12 protein-coding genes are annotated in these 13,567 nt (G+C 67.8%); 8 read left to right on the top strand and 4 right to left on the bottom strand.

The genetic code is table 11. From position 1 onward, the window contains the following. Position 1 precedes the first annotated feature (1 nt). The 5 genes from BLR51_RS02295 (at position 2) to BLR51_RS02315 (ending at position 4,559) form a co-directional block, all read left to right on the top strand. Positions 2-1,627 (top strand): AMP-binding protein, encoded by a 1,626-nt coding sequence (locus BLR51_RS02295; RefSeq protein WP_089843203.1) that lies wholly within the window; start codon positions 2-4, stop codon positions 1,625-1,627. A 75-nt stretch (positions 1,628-1,702) separates the two neighbouring features. After that, the gene (locus BLR51_RS02300; RefSeq protein ID WP_089843205.1) at positions 1,703-2,950 is read left to right on the top strand and encodes a 3-deoxy-D-manno-octulosonic acid transferase; all 1,248 of its coding nucleotides are present in this window, start codon (positions 1,703-1,705) and stop codon (positions 2,948-2,950) included. Then, positions 2,947-3,465, top strand: a complete 519-nt coding sequence (locus tag BLR51_RS02305) for an NUDIX hydrolase (protein ID WP_089843207.1) — start codon at positions 2,947-2,949, stop codon at positions 3,463-3,465. Before BLR51_RS02300 ends, BLR51_RS02305 begins: the two co-directional genes overlap by 4 nt. Continuing rightward, on the top strand, positions 3,462-3,905 hold the full coding sequence (locus BLR51_RS02310; RefSeq protein ID WP_089843209.1) for a DUF1178 family protein: 444 nt from the start codon (positions 3,462-3,464) through the stop codon (positions 3,903-3,905). The genes BLR51_RS02305 and BLR51_RS02310 overlap by 4 nt, the downstream gene beginning before the upstream one ends. Before the next feature lie 9 nt (positions 3,906-3,914). Next, positions 3,915-4,559 carry an SDR family NAD(P)-dependent oxidoreductase gene (locus tag BLR51_RS02315; RefSeq protein WP_089843211.1) on the top strand — a complete coding sequence of 215 codons (645 nt, stop codon included), beginning with the start codon at positions 3,915-3,917 and terminating at the stop codon, positions 4,557-4,559. Positions 4,560-4,642: 83 nt separating this feature from the next. Here BLR51_RS02315 and BLR51_RS02320 read toward each other — a convergent pair whose 3' ends face one another. Beyond that, a complete protein-coding gene (locus BLR51_RS02320; RefSeq protein ID WP_089843213.1) occupies positions 4,643-6,082 on the bottom strand; it encodes an aldehyde dehydrogenase family protein in 1,440 nt (479 codons plus the stop codon). A 174-nt stretch (positions 6,083-6,256) separates the two neighbouring features. Here BLR51_RS02320 and BLR51_RS02325 point away from each other — a divergent pair, with 174 nt between their 5' ends. After that, complete coding sequence (locus BLR51_RS02325; protein WP_089843216.1) at positions 6,257-6,910, top strand: peroxiredoxin; 654 nt, start codon at positions 6,257-6,259, stop codon at positions 6,908-6,910. 62 nt (positions 6,911-6,972) lie between these two features. Here BLR51_RS02325 and BLR51_RS02330 read toward each other — a convergent pair whose 3' ends face one another. Together BLR51_RS02330 and glyA are read right to left on the bottom strand one after the other, a co-directional pair. After that, on the bottom strand, positions 6,973-8,592 hold the full coding sequence (locus tag BLR51_RS02330; RefSeq protein WP_089843219.1) for an MFS transporter: 1,620 nt from the start codon (positions 8,590-8,592) through the stop codon (positions 6,973-6,975). Between the two features lie 285 nt (positions 8,593-8,877). Beyond that, positions 8,878-10,173 (bottom strand): serine hydroxymethyltransferase, encoded by a 1,296-nt coding sequence (gene glyA / locus BLR51_RS02335; RefSeq protein ID WP_089843222.1) that lies wholly within the window; start codon positions 10,171-10,173, stop codon positions 8,878-8,880. Positions 10,174-10,340: 167 nt separating this feature from the next. Between glyA and BLR51_RS02340 the strand changes: the two genes are divergently transcribed. Then, positions 10,341-11,102 (top strand): NAD kinase, encoded by a 762-nt coding sequence (locus tag BLR51_RS02340; RefSeq protein WP_089843225.1) that lies wholly within the window; start codon positions 10,341-10,343, stop codon positions 11,100-11,102. A 12-nt stretch (positions 11,103-11,114) separates the two neighbouring features. Further along, positions 11,115-11,498, top strand: coding sequence for an SMU1112c/YaeR family gloxylase I-like metalloprotein (gene gloA2, locus BLR51_RS02345; RefSeq protein ID WP_089843228.1), 384 nt, complete (start codon positions 11,115-11,117; stop codon positions 11,496-11,498). A 2-nt stretch (positions 11,499-11,500) separates the two neighbouring features. Here gloA2 and prpE read toward each other — a convergent pair whose 3' ends face one another. Next, positions 11,501-13,399, bottom strand: coding sequence for a propionate-CoA ligase PrpE (gene prpE, locus BLR51_RS02350; RefSeq protein WP_089843232.1), 1,899 nt, complete (start codon positions 13,397-13,399; stop codon positions 11,501-11,503). Between the last annotated feature and the right edge of the window lie 168 nt (positions 13,400-13,567).

The following is a 13,567-nucleotide window of genomic DNA, read 5'->3' on the forward strand; positions in this document are numbered from 1 at the left end:
CATGGGCTGGCTTGCCGACGAAACCGGGCTGGAGAAATGCGCGGCGAACCATGTGCCGCTGACGCCGCTGTCCTTTCTGGCCCGCGCGGCGCGGGTGTTTCCCGACCATGCCGCCGTGGTCTATGGCAGCCACCGCAGGAGCTATGCCGAGCATCACGCGCGGGTCAGCCGTCTGGCCTCGGCGCTGGCGCGGGCGGGGATCGCGCCGGGCGATGTGGTGGCGACGCTGCTGCCCAACATTCCCGCGCAGGCGGAGGCGCATTTTGGCGTGCCCGCCTGTGGCGCCGTGCTCAACACCATCAACATCCGGCTGGATGCGGACACGCTGGCCCATATCCTTGACCATGGCGGGGCCAAGCTGGTGCTCTGTGATCCGCAGATCCTGCCCCGTCTCGCCGAAGCGCTGGAGATCATGACAGGGTCGCCGCCCCGGGTGATCGAGGTTGCCGATCCGGTGGCGGGCATCGCCGCCTATGGCGATTACATGGACTATGAGGAGTTTCTGGCCAGTGGCGATCCGGCCTTTGACTGGATCCTGCCGCAGGATGAATGGGAAAGCCTTGCGCTCAACTACACCTCCGGCACCACGGGACGGCCCAAGGGCGTGGTCTATCACCATCGCGGCGCCTATCTGAATGCCATGGGGCAGGTGCTGTCGTGGCGCATGGTGCTGCATCCGGTCTATCTCACCATCGTGCCGCTGTTTCACTGCAACGGCTGGTGCCACACATGGATGATGCCCGCCATTGGCGGCACGCTGGTCTGCTGCCGCGACATCACCGCGCGCGCCATCTATGCCGCCATTGCCGACGAAGGTGTCACGCATTTTGGCGGCGCGCCCATCGTGCTCAACATGCTGGTCAACGCCCCCGCCGAGGAGCGCCGCGCCTTCGGCCATGTGGTCGAGGTGTTCACCGCCGGGGCGCCCCCCGCCCCCGCCACGCTGGCCAAGATCGAGACCATGGGCTTCAGCGTCACGCAGGTTTACGGGCTGACCGAAACCTACGGGCCGGATGTGGAATGTATCTGGCGCAGCGACTGGGACAGCGGGCCGGGGCCGGAGCGCGCGGCGCTCAAGGCGCGGCAGGGCGTGGGCATGCCCTTCATGGAGGACGTGGCCGTCATGGCGCCGGATCTGACCCCGGTGCCCGCCGATGCCACCACGCGGGGCGAGATCCTGCATCGCGGCAATGGCGTGATGAAGGGCTATTACAAGGCGCCGGAGGCCACGCGCGAGGCCTTTGCCGGGGGCTGGTTCCATTCCGGCGACATCGCGGTGCGCCATGCCGACGGCTATGCCCAGATCGCCGACCGCGCCAAGGACATCATCATTTCGGGCGGCGAAAACATCTCCTCGGTGGAGGTGGAGAACACGCTGATGGGCCATGACGCGGTGCTGCTTTGTGCCGTGGTCGCCAAGCCGGATGACCGCTGGGGCGAGGTGCCCTGCGCCTTTGTCGAGCTGAAACCGGGACACGAGGCCAGCGCTGCGGATCTGATCGCCTATGCGCGGCAGCGGCTGGCCGGGTTCAAGACCCCGAAATTTGTGGTGTTCGAGGATCTGCCCAAGACCTCCACCGGCAAGATCCAGAAGTTCGAGCTTCGGGCGCGGGCGCGGATGCTCTGAGCCAAGGGCTTGCACCTCTGGCCCCGCCTGCCCTAAGCCGGGCGCAGGCGCGGCACGCGCGCCACGGAGGGATGGATGGCGCTTTACCGGCTGCTGGTCTCGGTCTTTGCCGTCTGGGTGCTGGCCCGGGCGGCGCTGGCGCGTGACTGGTCCGCGCTGCGCGACCGGCTGGCGCTGGGTCCGGTGGCGCCGGGGCCGCATCTGTGGCTGCACGCGGCCTCGAATGGCGAACTGGCCTCGGTCCGCCCGGTGATCGAGGCGCTGCGCGCCGCCCGCCCCGGCCTGCCGCTGCTGGTCACCTGCAACTCCGCCTCCGGCGTGGCTCTGGCGCAAAGCTGGGGGCTCTGCGCGCGCCTCTCGCCGCTGGATCTGGGATGGGTGGCGCGGCGGATGCACCGGTGCTGGCAGGTGGTCGCGCATATCGCCATGGAATCCGAGATCTGGCCGCAGCGCCTGCTCGCCTGTCCCGGGCCGGTGCTGGTGCTGGGCGGGCGGCTGACCCATGGCACCGCGCGCGGCTGGCGGATCTTCGGCGGGCTGCAGGGCCGGCTGCTGGCGCGGGTGGCCTTTCTTTCGGCGCAGGACGACGGTTCGCGCGCGCGGTTTCTGGCAGCGGGCCTGCCCGCGCAGGCCGCAGGGCCGGTGGTGGACCTGAAGGCGCTTTATGCCCCGCCCGATCTGCGCGACCCCGCGCTGGAGCGTGCCTTTGACCGCAGCGCCACATGGCTCGCCGCCTCCACCCATGAGGGCGAGGAGGAGATCGTGCTTGACGCCCATCTTGCCGCCCGCGCGCAGGATCCGGGGCTGCGGCTGATCCTTGCGCCGCGCCATCCGCGCCGGGCCGCCGAGGTGGCGCGGCTGATCGCGGCGCGCGGCCTGACCTGCGCGCGGCGCTCCGAAGGCGAGCCGCCGGAGGCGGAGGTCTATCTGGCCGACACACTGGGCGAGATGGCGCTGTTCTACCGGCTGGCGGGGCGGGTGTTCATCGGCGGCACGCTCACCGACCGTGGCGGGCACACGCCCTATGAACCGGCAGCCTTTGGCGCGGCGCTGATCCACGGCCCGGATGTGGCAAATTTTGCCGCCCCCTTTGCGGCGCTGGATCACGCCGGGGCGGCGCTTCGCATTACCGATGCTGCCACGCTGGCCCGCGCGCTGGCCGATCTGGCGCCCCCTGCCCTGCAGCAGCAGCGCGGAGACGCGGCGCAGCAGCTGCTCAGACCGGAGGCAGATGTTCAGGACCTGCTAAAAACCCTGCTGGGCCATCTGGACGCGGGCACGCCGCCCCGGCAGACTGACAGGCAAAACAGGCACATCCCATGACCTTCACCTTTGCCCTCCGGTCCCATGCCCCTCAGGCGGCCAGCCCGCTGCTGCAATGTGCCGCCCTGTGTTACCGCATCCGGGGCAGCAAGCTGCAGCTGCTGCTGATCACCAGCCGCAGCGGGCGGCGCTGGACCCTGCCCAAGGGCTGGCCGATGCCGGGCCGGTCCATGGCCGAGAGCGCCGCGCGCGAGGCATGGGAGGAGGCGGGCGTGCGGGGCCGCCTGCAGGGCGGCTGCGCGGGCAGCTACATCTATCGCAAGCGCCACAGCCCGCATCCGCATATGGCCATGGTCTTTCCGCTGGAGGTGACCGGGCTCGACAAGCGCTTTCCCGAACGCGGCCAGCGCAAGCGCCGCTGGCTCAGCCGCCGCCGCGCGGCGGCGCTGGTGCACGAACCGGACCTCGCCCGCCTGCTGCTGCAGTTCGATCCCGACGAGCTTGGCAGCACGCCCATCTTGACCTTCGGGCCGCACTCCCCAGATCAAGGGGGTCCATCAGGGTTTTCCTCATGATCCAGTATTCGCTTCGCTGCGCGGCGGACCACCGCTTTGACAGCTGGTTCCAGTCCGCCACCGCTTTCGACAAGCTGCAGGCCGCAGGCATGGTGGCCTGCGCCGTCTGCGGATCCACGGACGTGACCAAGGAATTGATGGCGCCGCGCGTCAATCACGGCGCCGCAGCCCCGGCGCCTGCGCCCGCGCCGCAGAAGCCGCGGCTTTCCGAACCCGCCTCCCCCGCCGAACAGGCGCTGCGGGCGCTGCGCGAGCATGTGGAACGCACCTCCGAATATGTGGGCCGCGATTTTGCGCAGGAAGCCCGCGCCATGCATAGCGGCGACACGCCGCATCGCCCGATCTGGGGTGAAACCCGCGGCGAAGAAGCCCGCGCCCTGATCGAGGAGGGCGTGCCGGTGGCGCCGCTGCCCTTCCTGCCCACCCGCAAAGCCAATTAGGATCCTGCCATGACCCTGCTCATCACCGGCGCCAATCGCGGCGTGGGCGCGGCGCTCGCCGCCACCTTCACCGCCCGGGGCGAAAAGGTTCTGGGCACCGCCCGCGCCACGCCGGGCCTGCTGCCGCTGGACGTGACCGATCCCGCCGCCCCCGCAGCACTGGCGGCGCAGCTTGGCGACATCGCGCTGGATGCGCTGATCTGCAATGCCGGGGTCTATCTCGACAAGGCCGAGGATCTGGACAGCGGCTATGCGCCGGAGCAATGGGCGCAGACCTTCGCGGTCAACGTGACGGGCGTGTTCCTGACCGTGCAGGCCATGCTGCCGCTGCTGGAACGGGCCCCCGCCGCCAAGATCATGATCATCAGCTCGCAGATGGGATCGAATGCGCTCGCCAAGGGCAATGCGCTGATCTACCGCGCCTCCAAGGCGGCGGCGCTCAATCTGGGCAGCAACCTTGCCATGGCGCTGAAACCGCGCGGCATCGCCGTGGGCACCTACCATCCCGGCTGGGTGCGCACCGGCATGGGCGGCGAGGCGGCGGATCTGACCCCCGAACAGTCCGCCGAAGGGCTGGCGGCGCGGCTCGACGCGCTGAGCCTCGACAGCACCGGCTCCTTCCAGACATGGGACGGGCGCACCCACCCGTTCTGACGCCCCCAGCGCAGCCCTGCGGCAGACAGGAAAGCGGCGCCCGCAAGGGACGCCGTTTCCGGTTCAGCGCGGCGGAACGGGCCTTACTCGGCGGCCCAGCCGCTTACCGACTTGATCTCGAGGAAATCGGCGATCCCGAAGGTGCCGCCCTCGCGCCCGTTGCCGGACTGTTTCACGCCGCCAAAGGGCGCACCCGCCCCGCGCGAGGCGCCGTTGTTCTGCACCATGCCCGAGCGCAGCTGCCGCGACAGCCGGTTGACGCGCGCGCCATCCTGGCTCTGCACATAGTTGGTGAGGCCATAAGGCGTGTCATTGGCGACGCGCACCGCCTCTTCCTCGGTCTCGAACCGGAGGATCGACAGCACCGGGCCAAAGATCTCCTCGCGCGCGATGGTCATGTCCGGGGTGACATCGGCAAAGACGGTGGGCCGGACGTAGAAGCCCTTGTTGAGCCCCTCGGGACGCCCGACGCCGCCCGCGACCAGCCGCGCGCCCTCGTCGATGCCCTTCTGGATCAGATCCTGAATCTTGCCCCACTGCACCGCATTGACCACAGGGCCGATGTGATCGCCCTCCTGCTGCGGATCGCCGACCTTGACCTCGGAGGCGACGCGGGCCGCTTCCTCCACCACCCGGTCATAAACCGGTGCCTCGACCAGCATGCGCGACGGCGCGTTGCAGCTCTGGCCCGAATTTTCCATCATGTGCAGCACGCCGCGCTTCACCGCCGCCTCGTCGGCATCGGCAAAGACCAGATTGGCGCCCTTGCCGCCCAGTTCCAGATGCACGCGCTTCAGCGTCTCGGCGGCGGTCTTGGAAATCAGCCGCCCCGCGCGGGTGGAGCCGGTGAAGCTCACCATGTCCACGTCCGGATGCCCCGACAGCTGCGTGCCCACGCCCGCGCCATCGCCGTTCACAAGGTTGAACACGCCCTTGGGGAAGCCTGCCGCATCCATCATCTCGGCAAAAAGCAGCGCGTCGAGCGGGCTTTCCTCCGAGGGTTTCAGCACCATGGTGCAGCCCGCCACGGCGGCGGCGCCGACTTTCAGCGTGATCTGGTTCATCGGCCAGTTCCACGGCGTGATCAGCGCGCAGACCCCGATGGCCTCGTGGAGGATGCGGTCCTTGGTGGCGCCTTCGCGCAGCGGATGCTCGAACTCGAATTCCTTGGCGGCGCGGATGAAATTCTTCAGATGGAAGCTGCCCGCCCCCACCTGATCGGAGCGCGACAGCGAGATGGGTGCGCCCATCTCCAGCGTCATCGCCTGCGCCATCTCTTCGGCGCGGGCCTGATAGACCTCCAGCAGCTTTTCGACATAGCCGATCCGCTCGGCCACCGGCAGGGCCATCCAGCCCGGCAGCGCCGCCTTGGCGGCGGCCACCGCCGCATCGGTATCGGCCTGATCCCCCAGCGAGATGATGGCGCAGGGCTCTTCGGTGGCGGGGTTGATGACCTCGTGATCGCGGGTCGTCGCGGGATCCACCCAAGCTCCGTTGATGTAGAACTGACGCTTCTCGATCATCTCGCGATCTCCTTGTCCGTGGTGGTCTGCACATGCGCAGGCGAGGGCCCGGCCTGCGCGGCACTCTGTCACCGGCACCGGTGCGCTGCAAGCCGGGGCTTTACTTCGCAGGATCAGACCGTATCTGAAAGGGGTGCCACATGCCGCGACATCGACCCAGGAAAGGATATCTCCATGGCTCTGCGCATCAACGACACCCTGCCGAACCTGCATGTCGTCACCGATCAGGGCGACTTTGACCTGCATAACTGGATCGGCGACTCTTGGGCGGTCCTGTTTTCCCATCCCAAGGATTTCACCCCCGTCTGCACCACCGAATTCGGCGCCGTGGCGCAGCTTTCGGCGGAATGGGCCAAGCGCGGCACCAAGGTGCTGGGCATCTCGGTCGACGGGGTCGAGGAGCACAAGGCGTGGAAGGGCGACATCGAAAAGACCGCCGGCGCGCCCGCAGGCTTTCCCATCGTCGCGGATGGCGACCTGACCCTGTCCAAGGCGCTGGACATGCTGCCCGCCGATGCCTACCTGCCCGATGGCCGCACGCCCGCCCATTCCGCCACGGTGCGGTCGGTCTTCATCGTCTCGCCCGACAAGAAGGTGCAGCTGATGATGACCTATCCCATGTCGGTGGGCCGCAACTTCGCCGAGGTGCTGCGCGCGCTGGACGGGCTGCAGCGCACCTATCAGCAGCCCCTGGCCACCCCCGCCAACTGGGAAGTCGGTCAGGACGTGATCGTGGCGCTGTCGCTGAAGGATGACGAGGCGCGGGAGAAATACGGCGATCTGGACATCAAGCTGCCCTATCTGCGCTTCGCCAAGAACCCCGGCTGATCCTGTTCTGACGTGACATCCAAGGGCCCGCCGGACACTGGTCCGGCGGGCCTTCTGCTGTCTCAGTTCTCGAAATCATAGACGCCGTTGCGGCGGCGCGGGATCGACTGGCGTTCGATCATCCGCCGGGTATGCGGGCGGGCCTCGCCCCGGTGCAGCGCCAGCAGCCGGGCATAGGTGCCCTGATCGGCCTTGGTCCGGCGGGTGTTGTGGCGGATATATTCCACCCAAGTCGGCACGTGATAGGTTTCCTCCCAGATGCGCGGCTCTTCCAGATCGCGCATCAGCACCCAGTTCTGCGCGCCGTCGCGGATGCGCACCCGGCGCCGTTCCGCCATCACCGCCAGAAACTCGGGCACGTCCGCCGGGTCGATCTCGAACCGCGTGATGGCGACGATGGGGCCGCTGCGCGCCTTCAGATCGAGATGCAGCGTCGGTTCGCGGAAGAGATCAAGCGGCGACATGTCGAGATCGCCATATTCGGTCAGGGGCCGGACCAGACCGATGGCCGCCGCCGCCGCCAGCACCACGGCCGCTGCCAGAAAGGCCACGGTCAGCCCCTGCAGATCCGACACCGCCCCCCAGAGCCAGCTGCCCGCCGCCATGCCCCCGAAGGAGGCGGACTGATAAAGCGCGATGGCGCGCCCCACCACCCAGCGCGGCGTCGACAGCTGCACCGTCACGTTGAACAGCGACAGCGCCACCACCCAAGCCATGCCGCTGACCAGCAGCGCGGGCAGGCAGGCCCAGATCGTCGGCGCCACCGCCAGCCCCGCCGTGCCCAGAAGCGCCGCCAGCGCCGCCACCCGCACCACATGTTCATTGTCGAACCGCTCGCGCAGCCGCGCGTTGTTCAGCGCGCCAAGGATGGCGCCCAGCCCGAACACGCCCAGCAGGATGCCATAGGTGGTGGCATCGCCGTCCAGCCGGTCATGCGCCACGATGGGCAGCAGCGACAGCACCGCCACCGATCCCAGCCCGAAGACGAAGGCGCGGCCCATGACGTTCATCAGGTTGGGCGACATGGCGACGTAGCGCAGCCCCGATCCCACCGCCAGCCGCAGCGGTTCCGGCGGCAGGGTCGACACGGGGGGCGGCGCCTTCCAGACCCAGAGCGTCAGGATCATCACCACGTAGCTGACCGCGTTCAGCGCAAAGGCCGCCGCCGCCCCCGCCGCCGCCACGATGATCCCGCCCGCCGCAGGCCCGATGGAGCGCATGGCGTTGAAGGCCATGGAGTTGAGCACCACCGCCGAGGGCAGGTCGCTGCGCGGCACGATGTCGCCGATGGAGGCCTGCCATGACGGGTTGAAGAAGGTCGATCCGGTGCCGATGAGAAAGGTCAGCAGGATCAGCAGCCATGGCGTCATCAGCCCCAGCAGCGTCAGCACGGTCAGCAGCGTTGCCGCCGCCATCATGAAAAGCTGCGCGCCGATCATCACCCGCCTGCGGTCGAAATTGTCGGCGAGCGTGCCCGCAAACACCGCGAACAGCATGGTGGGCACCGTCACCCCGGCCTGCACCAGTCCCACCATGGCATCGCTGTCGCTGATCTGGGTCATCATCCAGCCCGCCCCCACCGACTGCACCAGCGTGCCCAGATTGGAGACCATGGAGGCCAGCCAGCGGTTGCGGAAGGCGGCGATGCGCAGGACGGACAGCGGAGAGGCGGCGGCGGGCATGAAGGCTCTTTGCTCTGGCCACGCGGGGGCGCAGCACGGGGGATGCCCAAAGATAGAGCCCGTTTTATGCCCTCCGCCAAGGGGCTTTGGCAAAAAACATGCGCAGTGCATGTATCAGGAGGTGCGCGCCTGCGGGCTCAGAGGTAAGAAAGCGGGGGCTCTGCCCCCGACCCCGGGATATTTTTGGTCAGAAGAAGTGCAAGGGGCGGCCCTGCCCCGGACCCGCCCGGACACGCAAAAGGGCCGGCGCGGGGCCGGCCCTTGGTCAGTGCTGCTGTCCCGCGATCAGAGCGAGGGATAGATCGGGAAGCGCTTGAGGAACTCGGTCACCTCGCCGCGCACCTTGGCCTCCACCTCGGCATTGCCTTCCTCGCCATTGGCGGCAAGCCCGTCCACCACCTCGATGATCCAGTCGGCGATCTGGCGGAATTCGGCCTCGGCGAAGCCGCGCGTGGTCCCGGCGGGGGAGCCGAGCCGGATGCCGCTGGTCACGGTGGGCTTTTCGGGGTCGAACGGCACGCCGTTCTTGTTGCAGGTGATCTGCGCGCGCCCCAGCGCCTTTTCGGTGGCATTGCCCTTCACGCCCTTGGGGCGCAGGTCAACCAGCACCACATGGGTGTCGGTGCCATGGGTCACGGTGTCGAGCCCGCCCTTGATCAGCTGGTCGCTGAGCGCCTGCGCATTGGCGATGACCTGCTTGGCATAGGTCTTGAACGACGGATCCAGCGCCTCGCCGAAGGCCACGGCCTTGGCGGCGATGACATGCATCAGCGGGCCGCCCTGAATGCCGGGGAAGATGGCGGAGTTGAATTTCTTCGCCAGATCCTCGTCATTGGTCAGGATCATGCCGCCGCGCGGGCCGCGCAGGGTCTTGTGGGTGGTGGTGGTGGCCACATGCGCATGCGGGAAGGGCGAGGGATGTTCGCCCGCCGCCACCAGACCGGCGAAATGCGCCATGTCCACCAGCAGCCATGCGCCGACGCTGTCGGCGATTTCGCGCATCTTGGCAAAATCGATCTGGCGCGGGATGGCCGAGCCGCCCGCGATCAGCAGCTTGGGCTGGTGTTCGGCGGCCAGCGCCGCGACCTGATCGTAATCGAGCCGGTTGTCCTGCTGGCGCACGCCATATTGCACGGCGTTGAACCATTTGCCCGACTGGTTGGGCCTTGCGCCATGGGTCAGGTGGCCACCCGCATCAAGGCTCATGCCCAGAATGGTGTCGCCGGGCTGCAGCAGCGCGGTGAACACGCCCTGATTGGCCTGACTGCCGGAATTGGGCTGCACATTGGCGAAGCCGCAGCCGAAAAGCTGCTTGGCCCGGTCGATGGCGAGGTTTTCCGCCACGTCCACCCAGTCGCAGCCGCCATAGTAGCGCTTGCCCGGATAACCTTCGGCATATTTGTTGGTCATCACCGACCCCTGCGCCTGCATCACGGCGCGGGACACGATGTTTTCGGACGCGATCAGTTCGATCTCGTCACGCTGCCGGCCAAGCTCGCCGGTGATCGAGGCGAAAAGCTCGGGGTCGCTGGAAGACAGGTCTTCGGTAAAAAAGCCGCTGTCGCGTTGCGGGGCGTTCATGGGCGGGCCTCCGGTGTCATGGATTCGTCACTTGGCGCCTAGGTAAAGGAAACCGGACCCAGCGCAAAGCCGTCAAAGCGACACGGGAGCCTCAACCTGCGTCGTGACTGGCAGAAGGCGGAAACTTGTGATTGTTTCGGAACGACCGGAAAGGGTCAGGAAACCTCATGTCGCTGCGAATTGCCTTCTGCGCCTCCCGCGCGCCCATCGCGCAGGCCGCCCTTGCCTCGCTGACCAACCGCTATGGCGACCACGCCGAACAGGGCGCGGATGTGATCGTGGCGCTGGGGGGCGACGGGTTCATGCTGCAGACCCTGCACCGGACCGAGGAACTGGCCGTGCCGGTCTATGGCATGAACCGGGGCACGGTGGGGTTTCTGATGAACGCCTATTCCGAACACCGCCTGCCGGAACGGCTGGAAGCGGCGGAGGAGGCGGTGATCAATCCGCTGGTGATGCGCGCGCAGACCGTGGATGGCGCCGTGCATCAGGCGCTGGCCATCAACGAGGTGTCGCTGCTGCGCACCGGCCCGCAGGCGGCCCGGCTGGCGATCCATGTGGATGGCAAGCTGCGAATGCCGGAACTGGTCTGTGACGGCGCGCTGCTGGCCACGCCCGCCGGATCCACCGCATACAACTATTCCGCGCACGGGCCGATCCTGCCCATCGGGTCGGACGTGCTGGCGCTGACCTCGGTGGCGGCGTTCCGGCCCCGGCGCTGGCGCGGCGCGCTGCTGCCCAAACGCGCCGAGGTGACATTCGAGGTGCTGGAGCATGAAAAGCGCCCCGTCATGGCCGAGGCCGACAGCCAGTCGGTGCGCAACGTGGTGCGGGTGGTGATCCGGTCCGAACCGTCGGTGGAACACCGGGTGCTGTTCGATCCCGGCCACGGGCTGGAAGAGCGGCTGATCCGCGAACAGTTTGTCTGAAAGGGATTTGGAATGATCGAAGGGCTGCATCATGTGGCGCTGATCTGCGGCGATTACGCGCGGAGCCGGGCGTTTTACGTGGATCTGCTGGGGCTGCGGGTGATCGCGGAGACGCATCGCGCCGAGCGGCAGAGCTGGAAGCTGGATCTGGCGGTGCCGGGCGGCGGGCAGATCGAGCTGTTCAGCTTTCCCGCCCCGCCCGACCGTCCCTCCCGCCCCGAGGCCAAGGGCCTGCGGCATCTGGCCTTTGCCGTGGCCGATGTGGAGGCCGCAAAGGCACGGCTGGACGCGGCGGGCGTGGCGGTGGAGCCGGTGCGGACGGATCCGCTGACCGGCAAGCGCTTCACCTTCTTTCCCGATCCCGACGGCCTGCCGCTGGAATTTTACGAAAGCTGAGATCAGGCGGGCAGCCTGCCATAGCCCAGAGGTTCCAGTGCCGCGCGGATCTCGTCCAGAATGGCGGGATCGTCGATGGTGGCGGGCAGCTTGAACGGCTCGCCATCCGCGACCTTGGCCATGGTGGCGCGCAGGATCTTGCCCGACCGGGTCTTGGGCAGGCGGTCCACCACGGCGCAAAGCTTGAACGCCGCGACCGGGCCGATCCGGTCGCGCACCAGCGCCACGCATTCGCGCACGATTTCTGCATGCGGGCGGTCGCAGCCCCGGTTGAGGCAGACAAACCCCAGCGGCAGCTGGCCCTTGAGCGGATCGCTGACCCCGATCACCGCGCATTCCGCCACATCGGGATGGCTTGCCAGCACCTCCTCCATGCCGCCGGTGGACAGGCGATGGCCCGCGACGTTGATGACGTCATCGGTGCGCGCCATGATATACAGATAGCCGTCCTCGTCCTTCATCCCCGCGTCGCCGGTTTCGTAAAAGCCGGGGAAATGCGTGAGGTAGGATTTGCGGAACCGCTCTTCGGCGTTCCACAGCGTCGGCAGCGTGCCCGGCGGCAGCGGCAGCCTGATGGCGATGGCGCCCAGCGTGCCCGGCGCCACCTCGTGCCCGCCCTCGTCGAGGATGCGCACGTCATAGCCCGGCATCGGCACCGAGGGGCTGCCCAGCTTCACCGGCAGCGGTTCGATCCCCATGGGGTTCGCGGCGATGCCCCAGCCGGTTTCGGTCTGCCACCAGTGGTCGATCACCGGCTTGCCCAGCATGGTCTGCGCCCAGACGATGGTGTCCGGATCGGCGCGTTCGCCCGCCAGATAGACCGCCTTCAGGCAGGACAGGTCGTATTTCGCCACGAACTCCCCCGCCGGATCCTCGCGTTTCACCGCGCGGAAGGCGGTGGGGGCGGTGAAGAAGGATTTGACCCGGTGTTCCGAAATCACCCGCCAGAACGTGCCCGCATCGGGGGTGCCCACCGGCTTGCCCTCGAACACGAGGGTGGTGGCGCCGTAGATCAGCGGCGCATAGCAGATATAGCTGTGCCCCACGACCCAGCCCACATCCGACGCCGCCCAGAACCGGTCGCCCGGGTCGACATCATAGATGTTCTTCATCGACCAGTGAAGCGCCACCAGATGCCCGCCGGTATGGCGCACAACGCCCTTGGGCGCCCCGGTGGTGCCGGAGGTGTAAAGGATATAGGCCGGGTGGTTGCCCTCCACCGGCACGCAGTCGGCGGGGGTCACGCCATATTGAAAGCCGTGCCAGTTCACGTCCCGGCCTTCGACGAGTGCCGCCACCTCCTGTTCGCGCTGGTAGATCACGCAGAACTCGGGCTTGTGGCGGGCGCGGTCGATGGCGCCGTCCAGCAGCGGCTTGTAATGCACCACCCGCCCCGGCTCCAGCCCGCAGGAGGCGGCGATGATGCATTTGGGCTGCGCGTCGTCGATGCGCACCGCCAGCTCATGCGCGGCAAAGCCGCCAAAGACCACGGAATGGATGGCGCCAAGCCGCGCGCAGGCCAGCATCGCCTCCAGCGCCTCGGGGATCATCGGCATGTAGATGATGACGCGGTCGCCCTTTTCCACCCCCTTGGCGCGCAGGGCCCCGGCCAGCGTGGCGACGCGGTTGCGCAGTTCCACATAGGTGATCTCGCGCTTGGTATGGGTGACGGGGCTGTCCCAGATGATCGCCACCTGTTCGCCGCGCCCGGCCTCCACATGGCGATCCACGGCGTTCCAGCAGGTGTTGACCATGCCATCGGCGAACCATTCGTACCGCCCCTCCCCGGGCTCCGACAGCGCCCGCGACGGCACCCTGTCCCAGTCGATGGCGCGGGCGGCCTCCATCCAGAATCCTTCGGGATCGGATTGCCAGCCTGCGTAAACATCCTTGTAGCCCATGGGTCGCCTCCTCTCGTCCACTGCGAAAGAGGATTAGGCACCTGCCCCGATTTCGGGCAAGCCTGTTACCGTGCGACAGGACCGAAGGTCGCAGAAGTTTTGCAGAAACACCGCGGAATCGGACTGCAAACTTTGCAAAGCCCCGGAAAGTTTGCCGCCACGCCGCAG

It is taken from the genome of Salipiger marinus, assembly GCF_900100085.1.
Lineage (GTDB): Bacteria > Pseudomonadota > Alphaproteobacteria > Rhodobacterales > Rhodobacteraceae > Salipiger > Salipiger marinus.